The sequence below is a fragment of the Microbacterium sp. Nx66 genome, from assembly GCF_904066215.1.
In the GTDB taxonomy this organism is placed as follows: Bacteria; Actinomycetota; Actinomycetes; order Actinomycetales; family Microbacteriaceae; genus Microbacterium; species Microbacterium meiriae.
On record NZ_LR880474.1, the window covers coordinates 2594059 to 2611915 of the forward strand.

A 17857-nucleotide genomic window follows, 5' to 3' on the forward strand; every position below is an offset into this window, starting at 1 on the left:
ACGTGCGGGACCATGCTCGAACTGTAGACGCCTGGGATCTCGCGCCCGATATATCCTCCACAGGCGGATCCGCCAGGAGCGAGGGCTAGGTCAGCTCAGTGGGACGCTCGAACACGCGAGTTCGCATGACGGCGCCGACTCCGAGGAAGCCGGCGAGGTGGACGACGTCGTTGCCGCCCATGACGCGGTTCAGCGTGAACTTCCTCGGGAACTGCTCGAGGAGCGGGTTCTCGCCTGCGAAGAAGCGCTCGGTCTTCATGGCGAAGATGCGGGTGGTGTCCAGGGCACGGAAGCTGTCGATCGAGAGGATCGATTCGTCCACGGCACCCCAGATGAGACGGTCGAACTCCTTCTGGTGGGTCCAGTGCTGCCGGATGCGCTTCGCGATGCCCGTCGACGAGTTCGCGACGCCGACGTACACCTGGGCGTACTCGTCGAGCACCATGATGTATAGCCCGGGAACGCCGTCCCACTTCGTCAGGTCGGTGACTTCTCGCATGCCGCGCCGGGTGGCGACAGCCGACTGCAGTGCGCTCTCGAACTCCTCGCGATCGAGGGAGGCGAAGTGGGCCATGTTCAGGTCGAAGTTCAGCAGCGCGTCCGCGCGCTGCGCTTCGCACCAGGCGTCCGAACGGATGCGGTGCTCCGCGTCGTCGTAGTCCTCGTCGACCGCGTCCCAGAACGCGGGGTTGTCCTCGCGGTACATGCGCGACAGGGACGAGCGCTTGTTGATCCGGGCGTATGTCTCGCGAGAGATTCGGAGGCCGAGGCCTCGGGTGCTGCGCACGGTCGTGCCGAAGTGCGTGGCGCTCTCCGTTGAGCCAGGTCGTGGTGCGCCCTTGCGGGGGATCGCGACGGGGACACCCCAGACCTTGCGGGCGAGTCTGGTCTGCCAAGGGTGCCAGACGAGCACGTAACCTGAGTCGGTCAGCGCGTGCAGCGTCGCGTTCGCATCCGAGCCGATCGAGACGTTGAAGATCCGTGCCGGGTCAAACTCGAGGTGCTCGCCCGCGGGGATGAGACCGGAGCTGGCGAGCTCATGCGGGTCTGCGTCGAGTACGAGGTAACCGTCTTCAGAGAGATCCCGCCGCAGCTCCTGCGCAGCCTGCACGGTCGGCGCCCACACGAGGGTTTCGCGCGTGGTTGCAGTGATCTCGAGGTGCATGCGAGTCGCTGTCTTCGACCTTCAGAGAGTGACCCAGCCGACAAGCCAGCTGAGGACTAACCAGACGCTGGCGACCAGTCCGATGGTTCCCCAGGTGATTGCTGCGAAACGTCTTGGCGTACCGATCTTGGACCGAAGACCCTGGTGGATCGACTTGATGCCGAAGACTATCCCGAGGATCCCCAGGATGATCGCGAAGAAGTACCCTACTCCTGTCCAGTAGATCGCCGCCTGCGGGCCGAGGTTGCGATCGTTACTACGGGCGAGCGCGATGGCGAGGATGAGGGTGAGCCCGACCATGACGAGGCTCGCCGCCGGCCAGACAACGGCATGCACTGCGAGGCGAAGATCGAGTGGTCGGAGGCTGGATGCTGCGTCAGTGGATGTCGGTCGTGCTGTGTCGACGTGATGCACGACGTGCGGCGCAGCGAGACGCGGTGATGTGGTGAGGTCTCTGGTCAGGGCATGAGTGGTCTCAGGGACCACGGCTGGCTCTGCTGCCCGGGCGCCAGCTGCCCACTGGTTGTAGTAGTGCGCGGTCAGTCCTGGCGACGCCGCGACGGTGTCTGCCGTTGTGGCAGAGATGTTCATGCCGAGGAGAGGTCTCAGCTCGGGATCGATGAGCATCCGAGCGAAGACCTCTGGACTGACGTTGTCAGGCGTGAGAGACATGACGCTCATTCTGGCAGTAGAGCTGTACGGATCGCGGCGATGATTGGTCAGCTGACCGGCTCCAGCAGAGTCGGGTCGGTCGGATCGACGGTGCGGCTGTTGCTGATCTTGCGGTCGACGATGTGCTCACGGATCGTGGAGGCGACGTCGCTCGAGGTGTGCTCGAGCATCGCCAGGGTCTCAGCCTTGCGGTCGCCGGTGAGTTTCTCCGGTGTCAGCCAGGCGTCCCAGGTGTCGGGCGTGAGGAATGCGGGCATCCGGTCGTGCACCTCGCCGCTGGCATCGCGTGCTTCGCGGGTGATGACGACGAAGCAGCGGGACTTCTCACCATTGGGTAGTTCCATGGACCAGGTCAGTCCCGCGGCCGAGAGCAGTCCATCGCCATGGAGAAAATGCGGTGTCTTCGGAATCTTCTCGCCGGTCCACTCGAAGTAGCCCCGCATCGGAACAATGCACCTGGCGGCCGAGAACGCCGGCGCCCAGAAGCCCTGCGCAAGCTTCTCCATGCGCGCGTTGATGATCGGGGCGCCCTTGGGGCGGTTCGCTGGCTTCTGCCAGTCCCAGCGCACGAGCTCGAGGATGCGTGCCTCGCCGCGGTCGCGGACGATCGGTGTACCCTGGGTCGGGGCGATCGAGTATGCGCCGGCCCACGTCTTCCACCAGTCCTCGGGCTTGCCGCCCTCCGCGACATACTCTCGGATCAGCTCGTCAGTCTTGGCGTCGTTCGCGAATCGGCCGCACATACGAGCGACTCTACGCGGGGTTGGCATAGGGCGGGCTAGATATCGTCGGACGCGGTAACTGCGTTCCCCCATACCCAGCAACGGAAGACCCGGTCGCCTGCCCGGAACTCAATGCCAGCGGCAGTGGGCGTTGAGCGAGCGAGTTTGGCGTCTACACGTATCGCCTCGGGACCAAAGCGGACCCATGCTCGCACCCGTCGGTACGGCTGCGGGTACATCGTCAGGGGCTGTTCCCGAAGTGCCAGTTCCCGATCGGAGAGCGACTGCAACGGTCCGACTCGAGCCGCCGCCAGTACGGCCTAGTGCTGAGCTTGCATGTCGTAGTAGGGGGCTAACCTTTTACTCGTCCCCATCCGGCGTCCTTTCTCCCGCCGAGAGTACGATACCAACATTCGAAGATTTGTTCTATACTGGCTGCCTCGCGTCTGCGCTATCCACTCATAAATGAGCAAATTTGTGTTGACGCGAGCGCTCGTGAACGTTACGTTTATCTCGGTTCGAAAAAGTTTCGGGCTGCACCAGACGGAACCGGGGATGGCCGCCCGCCCGTCTTATAGAAGAGGCCAAAGCCCAAGGCGAATGCGATCACCAGTGCATGCTTGAACCTTGGGTCAACGCTCTGGTGAACAACGGATCGTAAAGGCGCGATCCTGGCGGGGTGGCACTGGCAGGTGTCCCGTGAGACATGCAGGTGCTCCTTCTCGAAAGAGAGGAGCGGGCTTGCCTGCTCACGCCGTAACCCAATCCCGGCCACTACTCACCCTTCAGGAAGCTGCCAACGCTCGACGGATCGGATATTCGACACTTCGCAAGTGGATCGCTGACGGCACGCTGCCAGCGGAACGAATCGGCCGACGAATCTACGTGCAGTCCGCACATCTCGATGCGATGGCTACCACTGCCATCGGTCGCCCGCGTGCAGCCGAAGAGATTGACTCCGCGGTCGCGCGTGTCGTCGCGGCTGCTCCCCGCCTCACCGCGGAGCAGCGCGAGCGGCTCGCCGTGATCATCGGGGGTGCCTCGTGAACACCCCCTTTGACACAGGCTGGAAAGCGAAAGAGCTGACGGACGCAGGCGGTCGGTTCGAGGTACTAAGCCGCCGGGTGCCGCGCCAAGTTCCGACCGCTCAGATGCGCTCAATTGGCGGGGGTCTTCAGACAAGACCCCCAGCAATCGAGCGCAAGCGAGCGCATGAAACCCTTGATTTTCCGCGGATCCCGCGGCGGGGTCATAAGCCGCCTATGGGTCCCCGTGCTTATGACCCCGTGTCCGCCGGCCGCGCGAGCTCCGGTGTTCTCGCCACCGCGGGCGCTAACTTCGGCGATCTTGTCTCGGTCCGTTCGATGGGGACTGAGCGCCGGGCGATCATCGTGGGCTTCGACACGGAGTTCACGACCCTCGGAGGGGTGCGGAACGTTGACAGTTGGCAGTTCGCGACGCCCGATCTGAGTGATCCGACGCTGATGGTTCAGGTCGTCATCCTGCCGCTCAACGGGCGACGCGTCGGTATGCACACTGCCCTCTGGGAGGTCGTTCGAGCTGCGTCTCTGTGGCAGTCGCCTCTGGTTCGGGACGGTGTGGACGACCGTGGCGTGCGCCGAAGTACTGTTCTTGAGCGCGCCGGCGCCGGGCCTTCCGGGGACGCCGCTCGCGCCTGGGCCGCGGATCCTCGAGATTGGGAGGCGCGCGCGTCTGCGCTCGCACCCTGGCGGGTTCCCATCGTGCTCGCCTGTCACTTCGGCGCGGCAGACCTCACGACATTCCGGGGCGGCGGTCGGGTCACGGATCACCTCACGCGGCTGACGTCCGCTGCGGGCGGGCTCGTCACGCTTCTGCCCTTCCGCCTTCAGAACGGCGATCAGCGAGGCGACGACTACGGCTGGTGGCGGTCGCTGAGCGTCACTGTGCGCGACACGATGACCCACGCTCCGGCAGGGCAGAGGACACTCGCGGCCATTGGCGCGGCCGCTGGCATCGAGAAGCTCGAAGTGCCCGGCGACTGGATCTCGCGGATGACTGAGTACCGCCAGCATCATCTCAGCGAATTTCTCGACTACGGCGTGAACGACGCGGAGATCGTCGTGGAGTTCCTTGCGCGAATCTGGGGCGAAGGCGTGCTCCCTCCCGTAACTCTCGGCGGTGGCGCCGCCGCGTCCCTTGTTGCCTCGGGGTCGGACTACTTCGGGGTTACTACGCCAAAAGAGTTCAGGCTCGCATTCTCGGGGCTCGTGGAGGAGGAAGCGGTGGATGTGGTCGAGGAAGGCGACGAGCTGACGTTTTACGCGAAGCGGGGTCGGGCGCCTGTCGATGGCGCCGCGGCTCAGCTCAGCAAAGCCTTCGCTTCTGCGTATCACGGGGGCTTGAACGCCTGTCCCTCCCCGGGGTACTACCCAATCCGCACCATCGATATTGATGCGAAGAACGCGTACCCCACAGCCATGGCGCTTGTACCCGATCTCGACTGGGAGACGGGGTGCATCGAGAACGTCATCCATGAACGGCAGCTGACTCCCGATGACGTGCCGGAGCCGACCTCATCATTCGTCGGGTTTGTGTCGTTCGACTTCCCCGAGAGCGTCACCTATCCGACGCTCCCGATCGTGGGGGACGGAACACTCATTTATCCGCGCACGAGCGAAGGGGTAGCAGGGACCTGGGTCTGCGGTCCTGAACTCTGGCTCGCTCTCAAGCTCGGCGCGACCGTCTTCTGCCAGATCGGGTTCGCCGGGCGAGCCGCTCGCCGCTTCGATGGCTCGTTGAGCCTTTCGTTGCGTCATGGTGTGCGTCAGCTGATTGAGGACCGAGCGACCGCCAAACGTCTCTTCGGGAAGGGGTCGCTTGAAGAGCAGACACTAAAGACGAGTGTCAACACGATCTACGGGAAGACCGCCCAGGACGTCGCTGAACAGCGCTCGTGGGACGCTTACAAGCAGGAAATGGACAACGTGGGTGGGTCCGCGATCTCGAGCCCTTCCCACGCTGCGACCACCACCAGCCTCGTCCGGGCCCAGCTGTTGGCAACGATGAATCAGATCGCTGAACGAGGCGGTCAGGTGTTCTCGGTCACGACAGATGGCTTTATCACCGATTGGACAGTCAGTGATGTCGAGGCACTTGATCTCTACGGTCTCGCTGGCCACCTCAGGGAAGCGCGGACAGCGCTCACTGGTGACCCGACCATCTGGGAGGCCAAGCACGAACAAGACGACCTGGTGAACTTCACCACCCGCGGTAACGTCTCGCTCCTTCCGAACGGAGTATGTGCGCACAACGGGCTGAAGCGTTCCGACGGTATCGCCGCCGATAGTCGCGAGGATCGTGAGGAGCTTCTGGCGAACGTCGTCACTCGCGAAGGCCGAGTCGAGAACGCGTACCGTCGATTTCCGAGTTTCCAGGAGCTTTCGAAAAAAGAACGACGCAAGGACTTCATTCCATCCACCGTCGAACGAGCCGTCAGCATGGACTTCGATCTCAAGCGTCGGCCTTTGATGGCATCGATGGTTCCGGAGGCAGTGCCTCTGCCGGACGGATCGACGCACGAGATGGCGACCTTCCCGACGGCTCCATGGGAAAGCATCGAGGATTGCCTTCGCGCGCGAGCCATCGCGCGAGAGATTGCGAACACTGGATGCCTGCGGATCGTCGATGAATGGAGGGAGTGGCACGTCCGGTTCGCCCATGGGAGGGGCCACAGGATAGTCACCCCTCGCCGCGCAGTGTTGATGTCGATCGTCATGGCGCACCGACAGGGCATCGTCACGATTCCAACGCTGGCGGCTCGCGAGCTCAGCGTCGCCGAGCGTCTCGAGTGGCTCGCGCGATGGGGGCTCGGCACGGTGAGCGAAGGTGACTGGAAGAACGCTCGTCGACCGGAGCGAACGTCTCAGATGCTGCCTCTCTCAGAGCTTGAGCCTTGGCTCTCGCAGATGATGACCTCGGGCATCGGCAGTCTCAACCTGCCGGCCTCGGGAGGTGCGTCATGAGCGCTCGTCGACACTGTTGCTGCCTCACCCGCGCAGCGGCCCCCGGAGGGCACCAGGAGCTTCTGACGAGCGAAGCGGGCTCAGAAGTGTATGGGGCTACACCTTCTTCTGACGCGAAGGAGAACACCACCCACCGAAGGAAGCACAGGGGTGGTGTTCGGATGAGCGACAGGAGAAGCCCCTCGGGAGAGCCGCCGGAGGCTCCGTGGTCTGTTGCGTCGAGGACGGAACAGACCACGGAAGAGGTCGAGAGGAGCGAAGCATGAGCTACACGATGACCTACGACGTGTCCCACAAGGTGGGGCGCGGAGGGCACGCGAAGGCCTTCTTCCGACACATCGCGAGAGACGTGGATCAAGCGGCCGGCTTCTCATTCCCTCAGGCCAATCGCAACATCGTGCCCGACCGGACGAAGCTCAACAGCACCTTCGTGAACGACGGCAACGGCGGCTACAGGCGTCCCCAGTCTGTCGACGGTCGGCCGCCGAGCGACGAGTTCGATGACTATCTTCAGCAGCGTCTCAGCACGGTTACGCGTGCGCTGCGGAAGGATGCTGTGCTCATCCGAGGTGTGGTACTCCAGCTCGATCCGAAGTGGTTTGAAGAACACAACCCCGACTGGCGCGAAGAGGGGTTGAATCGGCAAGCCGCCGAGTACACGCATGCTGCGATCCGCTGGGCGCGTGGCGAGTTCGGAGAAGAGAACATCATCGGCATGTCGATGCACCTAGATGAGGTGTCTCCCGGCCTGCAGGTCATGATTACTCCCATCACGCCGGACGGACGGCTCGCCCAGAAGGATTTCTTCAAGGGGCCGGCGGATCTCAAACGGCAGCACCGGGGAGTTCGGGACGCCGTGGCCGCTGCAGGCTACGACGTCGAGTATCGGGTTACCGAACGATCGCGCGAGCACCTCAGCAGCAGTGAGTTCCAGTCGAAGGCGGACCGGCTACGTGATGCGACGAGCGCGCTCGAGTTCGAGCTCGACGTGAGCTTGCAGAGAAACAAGAGCCTGGCTAAGCGCTCCACCGCGCTGGATGAGCGAGAGAAGGAGCTCGAGGCACGAGAGGCGCAGACTGCTGAGCGCGAAAGGGAAGCCGCTGCCGCGCGCGCGAGAGCGGCGGATGAAGCCGCGGCGGCGAGAACCACATCATTGCGCGCTCGTGAGGTGCATCTGACGGCAGAACGTGCTCGCGAAGAAGCCGCGGCCGAGCGCGAACGCCTGGCACTGAACAATCAGCGGCTCGAAAGCCTCCCGCCGTTCTTCGAGCGCTGGCTAGATAAGACGACGATCAATGGGAAGCCGATTCGGAAGCGGTTTGAAGAGGATCGGATCAGGATGCGTAGCGAGATCAAAGCCAAGCTCGGGCCAGCTCCGACTCACGTCGAAAAGCCCCGAGACGCGCTCGAGCTCTAGAGCTCGCGAAGAGGAGGGGCAGGCGAGAGCGACTGCTCCTCCTCTACGTCCGCGGCTACTCTTACGCTGGCCGTATGACCGCTGATGAATCGCAACCGAAAGCTACCGTTCGCCTGCAGCCTCGCCCCTCAAAGGAGGCCATGCACGCCCTCGAGGATGCAATCGCTCGCGTCAATGGGGACGGTGACTACATCGCCCGGGCGTTGGCCGAGTCGCTCCTTGCCGAGCGTCCAATGACGGACGAGCCATCTCTTACCCCGGAGGAGGCCGAGTACTTGATCTCATCTGGTGACTTCACTCGCGAAGAGTTCGAAGACATCGCCTCACGAGTCCGACGGGGCGCGTTGCCGGCGGGTGCGGCGAACGCCCTGGTCGCGGGCCTTCACCGCACTATGTCGGACGACGACGTCCGTGGCTTCTTGGATCTCAATGACCCGGAACTCAACGACTTCGTGACCGAGGGGAGGCTATACGCAGTCGAGGTCGCGGGTCAGCGTCGCTTCCCGTGGTGGCAGTTCAGCCTGTCGTCGCCCGGCAAACTCTTGCCGCGTCTGACCGAGATTATCGCGCTCCTCGAAGAGGAGCACTGGATCTCCGTATCCGGGCTGATGTCCACGCCCCAGGACACTATGGTGATCGAGGGCAAGCACACGCCAGTCGAATGGTTCCGTGCTGGCGGCGGGATTGACGAGCTCGAGGAGATCCTCGAGACGCAGCGGTGGCGTTGACGCATCCGACTGCTCGGCGGGGCATTCGCGCGAACGCGGACCGCGTGCTGCGGCAACCTAGCCTGGTGGTCTTCCCGTGGCCACTATGAGGCCACCGGTGACCACATAGTGGCCACCTGATGACCCGCAAAGAGGAGGACCTATAGGTGACCCTGAGCTGGCCTTCTAATGGCTCCAAGGTGACCATGTGCTGGCCACCGCAAGTGTCGTGCTCGCCGTTGTGGCCACATAGTGGTCACGTCGGGTCCAGCCGGAGGCCACCTCGCATCATCGGCTCGTTCGCTGCAGTCGAACCCTTGGCATGTCGGAAGGGCGCGGTCAACGTCGCTCGTATCGCCGGCCCTCCGACGCCTCTACCGAGGCTCGCGGAGAGTTGGCTACGGCCAGAATGCGTGGGAATCCAGGACGCGTGCTGGGTGCGTAACGTGAAGGCTGGGCGTCGCTGCTATCAGGCGGTCAAGAGCTGAACGAACTCGTTCGAATCCTGGGGCTGTTGGTATCCACGGAGCGAAGCCGCCACGCTTCGGTAAACCGTTGAACGGCGAAATGATGCCAAGCCGGATAAACGCGTTGTCGTAGACGATGGTTCCGAAGATGCGCGCGAGTCCAGGGCCGTTTTCCCACCAAGGTATTTTCCTCGCTAGAAGCACCTCCTCTAGTGCGATGCCGTCTAGGCCGTGTTGATCAAGAGGGTTCACTCTCCGCTGGGCGAGTCTTGAACGGTGACGCGGCAGGAGATCTCGGACGAGGTGTGGGCCGTGCTGGAGCCGTTGATGCCGACGGTGACCGGGAGGTCGAGGCCGTGGACGGATCATCGCCTCGCGGTCGAGGGTATGGCGTGGAAGTACCGCACCGGGGCGCCGTGGCGGGACGTGCCGGAGCGGTTCGGTAAGTGGAACTCGATCTACAAGCGGTTCAACCGGTGGCCGAGGACGGCACCTGGGAGAAGCTGCTGGCCGAGGTGCAGAAGCAGGCCGACGCCGCCGGGAAGATCGACTGGGTCGTCTCGATCGACTCCACGATTGCACGTGTGCATCAGCACGGCGCGACACTGAAGCGTGACACAGGGGGCCCTGCCGAATCACAAGAATCCGTGGTTCGAGCCGCCTGATCACGGGATCGGACGCTCCCGTGGCGGCCTGACGACCAAGCTGCACCTGGTCTGCGACGGCCGCGGAAGGCCGCTGGGCATGGTCATCACCGGTGGGAATGTCAACGACACCACGATGATGCCCGCCGTGCTTGAGGACATCCGCGTGCCCCGCGACGGGAAGGGCCGGCCGCGCACCCGCCCCGACCGGGTGCTCGCCGACAAGGGCTACCCGTCGAAGGCGAACCGTGCATGGCTGCGCACGAGAGGGATCGCGGCCACGATCCCCGAGAGGGACGATCAGATCGCGCACCGCCGCAAGAAGCCAGGCCGACCGATCGACTTCGGCGATCAGCAGCAGGAACGCTACAAGGGCCGCAACGTCGTCGAACGCTGCTTCAACAAGCTCAAGCAGTGGCGCGGCATCGCGATGCGTTCGGACAAGCTCGCTCGCAACTATCGTGCCGCGATCAGCCTCGCTGCGACGCTGATCTGGATGAAGACGGACCTGTCCCGTCCGGCCTGGCCATAGGCCGGCCGGCGCCGCGCCGATGCGGCAGGATGACGGGATGAGTTCCTACGTTCGCCCTTTGATCGAAGCGCCGGTGTTCCGCGATGCTGACGGCGCGGTGATCAACTACGGGAGTCGGTGGCACGGGTCACCTCCGGAAGACACCTACTCGGTCGACACGCATCCCGAGCGGTTCGCACCGCTGCACGTTGTCGCTGACGCCCTTATCGCCCACCTCCGAGAGACGTATGACGTCGAGGTCGATGAGGGTGTTGAGGTGGCAGCGGATCTGCTGCGTCCCGCGTTTCATGATGTGGTGCGCGCGGTGCGGATACGTCCTAATGATCCGAAGTGCGCGTCCTTGACGTTGGTCTTCACCGCTTATCCGGGGATCTACATGCACGCGGGACTATTGCACGACTTCCACTACCCAGTCTGCGGTTGCGACGCTTGCGACTCGAACTGGGAGGCCGAAGCCGATGAACTCGAGCAGCAAGTGTTCGCGACCGTCAGCGGCAACTACCGAGAGACGATCGAACGCGGACTTCGCCCCTGGGTCGATTACGCCTTCACCTATCCCGACGGCGCGAGCTCCGGGAAATCCCGCTCCCAAGATCTTCCTGCCCAGCGCCTCAAAGACGCCAAGCCCGTCCTCCGCGACCTTCCCGTCGGATGGAATCACTGGCCGCGCCCGGCCCCGCCTCTTGATCAACACGGCCTAGGTCCACCCGAGATGGATAAGACATCGCTCAGGCTCTCACGGCGTCGCGCTACCTTGGGGACTTAGGCCCAGTCCTTGTGCGGCGACGTGCCGCCGATACCGGCGTTGAACGTATTCGTCGGATCGAGCTCCTTGAAGTGCTCTTCCATGGACTCCGGCAGCTTGTAGATGCGACCGTAGTTGTGCTCGGCGGGCAGCTTCGCGCCGCGCTCCTCCAGCAGGTGCTGGATGCGGTCGTGCAGCGCCTCGGGATCCACGCCCTGCTTGGCGACATAGTCCTGGTGCATCACATGGCAGAAGAAGTGCCCGTAATACGCCTTGACCTCAAGCTGGTCGTCGATCTCCTCCGGCAGCACCTCGAGCCAGTTCCAATCGTCGCGACGCAGGGCCACATCGATGGGGATGAGCCCTGCGATGTGCCGGCGCTTCAACGCGGCGTAGCGAGTGGCGGCACTGGCCGCGCCGAACCGGTTGAGCGACGCGCTCTTTTCTTCATCAGACGTGCAGATGAAGAACTCACCAGTGTGCTCGGGCTCTGCGAAGAACTCCTTGAGCATCTTCTCGCTCGCGGCCTTCTGCGACTCGCTGACGGTGAGCAGCAGGTGATGCTCGAAACGGTTGCGGTACTCCATCATGCGCTTGGGCAGCTGGTTGGGCAGCACGCTGAACATGGCTTGCGATACCGTGTCGGCGAAGGTCGGACCAATGCCGGGAATCTTCGAGAACAAGCCGTTGGCCCACGTCTTGAACGAGAACATGCGCGTCTGCAGCGCTGGACTCATGAACTTCAGGAAGACGAAGGTGTCTTTGCCGTACTTCTCGGCCAAGTCGAAGGCACTGCGGCCCATGTACTCACCAGAGATAGGCAGCGGCATGTCCGCTTCGAGGAACAACCGACGGATCTCTTCGAGCTCGTGCGTGTTGTTCGTGCCGATGTAAAACACGGTCGGGTGCACTTCGCGAGGGAAGGTGCGGGTGCGCACCGCGAACACCATCAGCTTGCCGGCCGAGCCGGATGCCTCGAACAGGTACTCGGGGTTCGCATTGTAGCGAGCAGGCGAAGGCACGATCTTGCGCAAGTGCTCGGCGTACTCGGTCTCGTTCGAGTCTTCGGGAGCTGGGGTGACATCCTCGGGAGACCACTCGCCGCGCTGTAGACGGTCGAGTGCGACCTCAGGGTCGTCTCCGAGCGAGATGCCCAGGTGATTGACCAGCTCGACCTTGCCGTCGTCGTTGACGCGGGCGAAGATCGCTTCGCGCGTGAATGCCGGACCCTTGCGAATCTGGCTGCCGCCCGAGTTGTTCGCGATGCCGCCGATGACCGAGGCGCCGATTGTTGTCGACCCGATCACCGAGTGCGGCTCGCGCTGGTGCTTGGCGAGCGCGTCGGTCAGGTGTGTCAGCGGGGTGCCCGCGAGCGAGATCGCCTCGCGCGCGTCGTTGATGAGGTGCACCTCATCGATGCGGTGAGTCGAGATGATCACAATGGGGCGATCGTAGTCTTGGAAGCCGGGGCCGGATCCACCAGTCAGGCCCGTGTTCGATGCCTGCGGGATGACGATGAGGTTGTTGTCGACGGATACCTGCAGCGCCCGCCACATCTCGACCAGCGTGCCGGGGCGCACCACGGCGAAGACTGGTCCTCCGCCGAATCGATAGCCTTTGCTGAATGGCATCGTGGCACGCTCAGAGGTCAGTACATGTTCGTCGCCGACGATTCTCTTGAACGCATCGATCGCTTCGTGCGAAGTCGTGGTGGTCTGTCCTGGTTGCGTCATCTCTAAGCTCCCTATATCCAGTTGCATCACAAGCGCGTCATGATGCTGAGGGGATGTCGCCTTGATCCGAGCTAGTCCGCGGTCGTTCATTTTTTGATGGGCGGGGAAACGAGCCAGGGGGACGACGTCTGCGACCGTCTGCCCGGAAGCTCGCTACGGCGTCCAAGGAGTGTGCGTGTGCGTATGCATGTGCATACGCGCATCCTCATTGTAGAAGATGCGCATCAGATAGTTTCGGACCGCGGTACTTTCGGACTCCGGTAGGTTCGGACCGCGATAGTTCGGACCGCGATAGTTCGGACCGCGATAGTTCGGACCGCGATAGTTCGGACCGCGATGTCGGCCACTGCCCTCACCCCATAGATCGACGCAGCAATCAGACTCGCCTAGCTCGACGGTAGGCCGAGCCTGTCGAAGAACGCCCTGTTCCGCTCCGTGACCGCGTTGACGAGGCCGTCGAAACTGATGACCTCGACATACGCCTTGTACGGCTCGACGTAGCCGAAGTACCCGAGCCCGTCATGCGTCTTGGTCAAGTTCGACAGCTTGCACATGCGCTCCATCGTTGGCGTCAGGTCGGCGATGACGTAGCAGAAGGCCGGCGGCTCCTGCGCGCTCGACGGAATCAGCCGCCCGGTTGCCGTCGTTACTTTGCCCTCGCGAACCCGCGCGACGTAGTCAAGGCACTGCGCGATGGGGTTCTTGTCCTCCGTCGTCGCGTCGTTGCGCATGGGGCGCTTGAGCTCGACGACGACGATCGACTGCAGCGGCAACTTCTGCCCCGCGGTCGCGAGCACGGGCGAGTCCGCCTCGAGCACGCGTGTCGCCAGTATGTCCGGTCGGTTCGTCGAGGCGTCGTCCGTGACGGGCATGCTCTTGAGAGTCTTGTCGGACGCGAGGTAGTGTGGAAGACGAGCCGCTCGTCCAGAATCCACAGGTTCGACGCATCGACCCCGACATCGTTCGAGTCCTTGCGCAAGGGGAAAAGCAGCTCGTGGACGCGGTCTTCGCGAGCATACTTGCCATCTCCGTCCGACTCGATGAGTTTTGCGAGGATGTCGAGGGTCGTGCGGCGCCGAGCAACGTGCCTTCGGGCGACCTTCTCTCGGAGCGCGACAGCGCTTCATCGAACAATGAAGGAGTAGTCGGAATGTCCACTGCCAAGGTCGCTCTCGTCTCGGGCGCAGGTCAGGGAATCGGTCGCGGAATCGCGCTCCAGCTCGCGAAGGACGGCTTCGACGTCGCCGTCGCAGACCTCACGTTCCAGGAGGAGAAGGCGCGCGGCGTCGTCGCGGAGATCGAGGCGCTGGGCCGCCGTGCGATCTTCGTGGCTGCAGACGTGTCGAAGAAGGAAGACGTCGTCGCCGCTGTGGACGCAGCCGCCACGCAGCTCGGCGGGTTCGACGTCATCGTGAACAACGCGGGCATCGCGCAGGTCAAGCCGATCCTCGACGTGACGGCGGAAGAGCTCGACAAGATCTTCTCCATCAACGTGAACAGCGTGGTCTTCGGCATCCAGGCCGCTGCCGACAAGTTCATCGAGCTCGGTGTGAAGGGCAAGATCATCTCCGCCGCCTCGATCGCGTCGATCAAGGGCTTCCCGATCCTCGGCGCGTACTCGGCGTCGAAGTTCGCCGTGCGCGGCCTCACGCAGGTCGCGGCGCAGGAGCTCGCCCCGAAGGGCATCACCGTCAACGCGTACGCTCCCGGCATCGTCGGCACGGGCATGTGGGACCTCATCGACGAGAAGCTGTCGGAGATCAACGGCAAGCCGCGGGGCCAGAACCTCAAGGAGAACGTCGAGAGCATCGCCCTCGGCCGCATCGAGACGCCCGAAGACGTCGCGAACGTCGTGTCGTTCCTCGCAAGCGAGAAGGCCGACTACGTGACCGGCCAGGTGCTGCTCGTGGACGGCGGAATGCTCTACAACTGATGCATCCGAAGGGGGCGCGGGGAGGACATGTCCTTCCCGCGCCCCCTTTTTTGCGAAGTCTTCGCGAGGACGCCGCGCCCGGCCGGTTCCTCATCAGGCCGCCGGCAGGTGCCGGCGCCAGCTGAGCGCGACGATCCCGACGCTGACCGCCGCCAGGACCGCGCCGGCGAGGAACATCGTCGTGTACGGGATCCACGCGCCGAGCGCGGCGAGGATCGCCGGGATGAAGAACCCGAGATACGTCAGTGAGTAGTACACCGCGGTGAGTCCGGCAAGATCGCGCGGACCGGCGATCCGCTGAATCTCGCGCAGTCCCCCGACGAGCAGCATGCCGTAGGCCGCGCCGAGTGCCGCGGCGGCCACGAACGCCCAGGCGAGCGAGTTGAGGCTCACCGCGACGGCGGCCAGGATCATGGCGGGAACGGTGACCGTCAGCGCGATCCCGATGCCGCGGGCCGACAGCGGGGTGTCGACCTTCGCGGCGAACCGCTGCACCGCGACACCGCAGCCGAGCGCGACGACGCACAGCAGACCCGACACACCGATCTGCAGTCCCGGCGCCTGCGACATCATGAGGCCCGGCAGGATCGCGTACGCGCTTGCGGCGGTGCCGAAGACCCACGGCGCCATCGGGACGACGACGAGGAGGAACCGGCGGTGCATCGCGGTGGGGATGCGCAGGTCGGCGAGGAGCGGCCCAGAGGTGTCTCGGCGCGGCCGGCTCTCCGGCGCCGCCCACAGCAGCACGAGCGCGACGAGGGTGAGAGCGATGTGCAGGAGGTAGGGCGAAGCGGTGGGGATCGGGCCGAACTGCCCGAGCGCCGCAGCGAATCCGGCGCCCAGCGCGAACCCGGACGTCAGTGCGAGTGCAGCGCGTGAGGCGCCACGGCCGTCGACGGCGCGGGTCGTGAACGGAGGCTCGGAGAGCTCTTTCACCCAGCTCGTGCCGACTGCCATCACGAGCCCCAGCGCGATACCCGACAGCACCCGCCCGGCGAACAGGAGCGGCATCGAGGAAGCCCCGACGGCGAGGAGCGTGCTGCCCGCAATCGCGATGATCGGGGCGGGGACGAACAGCGGTCGGCGGCCGTACCGGTCGGACAGCGGGCCGCCGAGAAGGAGCGCGGGCACGATGCCCAGGACATATGCCCCGAGCAGTACATTCACGCTGAAGGCGCTCATCTGGTCGATCTGGCGGTACATCACGAGCAGCGGTGTGAACTCGTTTCCACCCCACGCGACAGCGAACAGGGCAGCGCTCACGCGCATCCAGGGGACGATCGCGATCCGCTCTCCGGCGGCGGCTCCCTCGGAGGACATCTCACTCATGACAGCAGCTCCCGGTGGGTCTTCTTGATGTGACGGCCGAGTGCCACCTCGAACGCCGCGGTCTCGCCATCGCCGATGAGGCGGACGAGCAATCCGTGATCATCGAGCACCTGCTCGGCTCGGTCGTCGCGTCGCCAGAGCGACCACGCGAGCATCCGCCTCTGCCGATCGCGCAGCGTCGCGAAGAACTCTGCGAGCAGGGCGTTCCCGCCGGCCGCGACGATCCGGGCGTGGAAGGCCGTGTCTGCCTCGGCGAGCCGCGCGAGGTCGGATGCCTCGTACGCGCGGCGTTGCTCGTCGAGAATGTCGGAGAGCTCGTCGACGACGTCCTGCACCCGTTCGGAGTCACGGACGAGCCGCCGCACGGCATCGGTCTCGATGAGGATGCGCGCCTCGACGACGTCGTCGAGCTCTCCCGGCGTCACATCGCGGATCAGCGCACCGCGCTTGGGGTACAGCCGCATCCACCCCTCGACCTGCAAGCGCAGGAACGCCTCGCGGACGGGGGTGCGGCTCATCCCGAGTTCGTCGGCGATCGTTCCTTCGCTGACCATCGTCCCGCCGGCGAGATCGCCGTCGAGGATCCGCTCCTTGACCTTCGCGTACGCGGCATCCGCGGCGGATGCCTCCGTCTCCTGATGCTCCATGACCCCGTCCCCGTGCTGATGAACAAGATAGATACTAGTTGCATCTCAGCCCGGTGCAAAGTGGCTCTTCGGACATTCGGTGGGGGTCATGGGGTGAGGCCGCCGGCGGCGAGGAGCATGCGGCGGCGGTAGTTGTGCCGGTTGCGATAGCCGCGGGCGAGGCGCCGGTGCAGCTCGATGATTCCGTTGATCGCCTCGGTGCCGCCGTTGTTCGCGCGCCCGGTCGCGAAATACGCGAGGAACGCTGACCGCCACCGGCGCAGGGTGCGACCGAGGCGGGCGATCTCCGGGATCGGGCAGGTGTGGAATGTCTCGGCGACTCGCTCCGCGATTCGGCGGCCCTCGGCGAGATCCTTCGCGTGGTAGGCGGATCGCAGTTGCTGCGCGCACTGCCACGCAACGAACACCTCGTCGTGCGCAGGATCTGCCTCGATCGCCGCGGCCAGCCTAACTCGCTGCTTGTCGGTGAGGTTCTCCGCTCCGGCGCGCAGGATGGTCTGGATCCCGTAGAGCGGCTCACCCTTGCGTCCGCGGTGGCCGAGCGTGTCGTGTTGCACTCTGCGGCGGACCTCGTCGACCGCGGCGGTGCCGAGTTTCACGACATGGAACGCGTCGAGCACCGCGACAGCGTCTTCCAGCTTGTCGTTGATCGCGGTCTTGTATCCGGCGAAGGGATCCAACGCCGCCACCTCCACGTTTTCCGGAACGCGTCGCCGCGCTCACCGAGCCAAGTCGCGTAGGCCTTCCCGGACCGGCCGGGTACGAGATCCAGTAGCCGCGCACGCACCCGGCCGTGCTCGTCGCGGGTGAGGTCGACCATCCCCGTCAGTTCCTTCGGACCGCGCTTGCGTGGATCGACGTGATGCCAGACATGCTCGTCGACACCGAGCGTCGTGACGCCATCGAACCGGGATTCGTCCGCGGCGAGGCACACGAGTTCGGGCTCGACGGCGCGCCACACGGTCTTCCACGATGTTCCGAGCTGACGGGCGAGCCCAGCGATGGTCGCGTGCTCGCCTCGTAGCTGTCCGATAGCCCAGGCGATAGTGCGCTTCGTGATCGACCCCCGGTGAGCGACCAGCGACGGGAGGGCGTGGGGAACGGATTGGTGACAACTGATCGTTAGTGCCGGGAGGCGCT

At 64.5% G+C, this 17857-nt stretch carries 13 protein-coding genes and 3 pseudogenes; 8 read left to right on the forward strand and 8 right to left on the reverse strand.

What is annotated here, in order from left to right; genetic code table 11:
* Window positions 1–85 precede the first annotated feature (85 nt).
* The 3 genes from MICNX66_RS12445 to MICNX66_RS12455 are packed head-to-tail and all read right to left on the reverse strand — an operon-like array spanning window position 86 to window position 2580.
* The gene (locus MICNX66_RS12445) at window positions 86–1165 is read right to left on the reverse strand and encodes a hypothetical protein (RefSeq protein WP_187662141.1); all 1080 of its coding nucleotides are present in this window, start codon (window positions 1163–1165) and stop codon (window positions 86–88) included.
* Window positions 1166–1186: 21 nt separating this feature from the next.
* Window positions 1187–1837 (reverse strand): hypothetical protein, encoded by a 651-nt coding sequence (locus tag MICNX66_RS12450; protein ID WP_187662142.1) that lies wholly within the window; start codon window positions 1835–1837, stop codon window positions 1187–1189.
* A 47-nt stretch (window positions 1838–1884) separates the two neighbouring features.
* Window positions 1885–2580, reverse strand: a complete 696-nt coding sequence (locus MICNX66_RS12455; protein ID WP_187662143.1) for an SOS response-associated peptidase — start codon at window positions 2578–2580, stop codon at window positions 1885–1887.
* A 678-nt stretch (window positions 2581–3258) separates the two neighbouring features.
* Here MICNX66_RS12455 and MICNX66_RS17070 point away from each other — a divergent pair.
* The 7 genes and pseudogenes from MICNX66_RS17070 to MICNX66_RS12485 form a co-directional block, all read left to right on the forward strand.
* Window positions 3259–3462, forward strand: a pseudogene (locus tag MICNX66_RS17070) (helix-turn-helix domain-containing protein); the annotation flags it as partial.
* Between the two features lie 6 nt (window positions 3463–3468).
* Entirely contained in the window at window positions 3469–3606 is a 138-nt protein-coding gene (locus MICNX66_RS16930) for a hypothetical protein (RefSeq protein ID WP_232089076.1), read from the forward strand.
* Window positions 3607–3950: 344 nt separating this feature from the next.
* Complete coding sequence (locus MICNX66_RS12465; RefSeq protein WP_232089077.1) at window positions 3951–6563, forward strand: hypothetical protein; 2613 nt, start codon at window positions 3951–3953, stop codon at window positions 6561–6563.
* A gap of 262 nt (window positions 6564–6825) precedes the next feature.
* Window positions 6826–7980, forward strand: coding sequence for a plasmid recombination protein (locus tag MICNX66_RS12470; RefSeq protein ID WP_187662146.1), 1155 nt, complete (start codon window positions 6826–6828; stop codon window positions 7978–7980).
* A gap of 74 nt (window positions 7981–8054) precedes the next feature.
* Window positions 8055–8708 carry a hypothetical protein gene (locus tag MICNX66_RS12475; RefSeq protein WP_187662147.1) on the forward strand — a complete coding sequence of 218 codons (654 nt, stop codon included), beginning with the start codon at window positions 8055–8057 and terminating at the stop codon, window positions 8706–8708.
* A gap of 773 nt (window positions 8709–9481) precedes the next feature.
* Window positions 9482–10330, forward strand: a pseudogene (locus MICNX66_RS12480) (IS5 family transposase).
* 37 nt (window positions 10331–10367) lie between these two features.
* Window positions 10368–11096 carry a DUF6226 family protein gene (locus MICNX66_RS12485; protein ID WP_232089078.1) on the forward strand — a complete coding sequence of 243 codons (729 nt, stop codon included), beginning with the start codon at window positions 10368–10370 and terminating at the stop codon, window positions 11094–11096.
* Here the strand turns inward: MICNX66_RS12485 and dld are convergent.
* Both dld and MICNX66_RS12495 read right to left on the reverse strand, forming a co-directional pair.
* Entirely contained in the window at window positions 11093–12808 is a 1716-nt protein-coding gene (gene dld / locus MICNX66_RS12490; protein WP_187664207.1) for a D-lactate dehydrogenase, read from the reverse strand. The genes MICNX66_RS12485 and dld overlap by 4 nt on opposite strands.
* Before the next feature lie 386 nt (window positions 12809–13194).
* On the reverse strand, window positions 13195–13680 hold the full coding sequence (locus MICNX66_RS12495) for a hypothetical protein (protein ID WP_197971847.1): 486 nt from the start codon (window positions 13678–13680) through the stop codon (window positions 13195–13197).
* 278 nt (window positions 13681–13958) lie between these two features.
* Here MICNX66_RS12495 and MICNX66_RS12500 point away from each other — a divergent pair, with 278 nt between their 5' ends.
* Window positions 13959–14741: an acetoin reductase gene (locus MICNX66_RS12500; protein WP_155049184.1), complete on the forward strand. Its 783-nt coding sequence runs from the start codon at window positions 13959–13961 to the stop codon at window positions 14739–14741.
* A 93-nt stretch (window positions 14742–14834) separates the two neighbouring features.
* Here the strand turns inward: MICNX66_RS12500 and MICNX66_RS12505 are convergent, their stop codons facing one another.
* The 3 genes and pseudogenes from MICNX66_RS12505 to MICNX66_RS12515 form a co-directional block, all read right to left on the reverse strand.
* A complete protein-coding gene (locus MICNX66_RS12505; protein ID WP_051216769.1) occupies window positions 14835–16070 on the reverse strand; it encodes an MFS transporter in 1236 nt (411 codons plus the stop codon).
* Window positions 16067–16717 carry a GntR family transcriptional regulator gene (locus tag MICNX66_RS12510; RefSeq protein ID WP_114306374.1) on the reverse strand — a complete coding sequence of 217 codons (651 nt, stop codon included), beginning with the start codon at window positions 16715–16717 and terminating at the stop codon, window positions 16067–16069. The genes MICNX66_RS12505 and MICNX66_RS12510 overlap by 4 nt, the downstream gene beginning before the upstream one ends.
* An 86-nt stretch (window positions 16718–16803) precedes the next feature.
* Window positions 16804–17807, reverse strand: a pseudogene (locus MICNX66_RS12515) (ISL3 family transposase); the annotation flags it as partial.
* Window positions 17808–17857 lie beyond the last annotated feature (50 nt).

Excerpts from the sequence above, each read along its gene's own strand:
- MICNX66_RS12475 (WP_187662147.1), top strand. The coding sequence starts at position 8,055 with ATGACCGCTGATGAATCGCAACCGAAAGCTACCGTTCGCCTGCAGCCT.
- dld (WP_187664207.1), bottom strand. The coding sequence starts at position 12,808 with ATGACGCAACCAGGACAGACCACCACGACTTCGCACGAAGCGATCGAT.
- MICNX66_RS12500 (WP_155049184.1), top strand. The coding sequence starts at position 13,959 with ATGTCCACTGCCAAGGTCGCTCTCGTCTCGGGCGCAGGTCAGGGAATC.
- MICNX66_RS12510 (WP_114306374.1), bottom strand. The coding sequence starts at position 16,717 with ATGGAGCATCAGGAGACGGAGGCATCCGCCGCGGATGCCGCGTACGCG.
- MICNX66_RS12485 (WP_232089078.1), top strand. The coding sequence starts at position 10,368 with ATGAGTTCCTACGTTCGCCCTTTGATCGAAGCGCCGGTGTTCCGCGAT.
- MICNX66_RS12470 (WP_187662146.1), top strand. The coding sequence starts at position 6,826 with ATGAGCTACACGATGACCTACGACGTGTCCCACAAGGTGGGGCGCGGA.
- MICNX66_RS12450 (WP_187662142.1), bottom strand. The coding sequence starts at position 1,837 with ATGTCTCTCACGCCTGACAACGTCAGTCCAGAGGTCTTCGCTCGGATG.
- MICNX66_RS12455 (WP_187662143.1), bottom strand. The coding sequence starts at position 2,580 with ATGTGCGGCCGATTCGCGAACGACGCCAAGACTGACGAGCTGATCCGA.
- MICNX66_RS16930 (WP_232089076.1), top strand. The coding sequence starts at position 3,469 with ATGGCTACCACTGCCATCGGTCGCCCGCGTGCAGCCGAAGAGATTGAC.
- MICNX66_RS12445 (WP_187662141.1), bottom strand. The coding sequence starts at position 1,165 with ATGCACCTCGAGATCACTGCAACCACGCGCGAAACCCTCGTGTGGGCG.
- MICNX66_RS12495 (WP_197971847.1), bottom strand. The coding sequence starts at position 13,680 with ATGCCCGTCACGGACGACGCCTCGACGAACCGACCGGACATACTGGCG.
- MICNX66_RS12505 (WP_051216769.1), bottom strand. The coding sequence starts at position 16,070 with ATGAGTGAGATGTCCTCCGAGGGAGCCGCCGCCGGAGAGCGGATCGCG.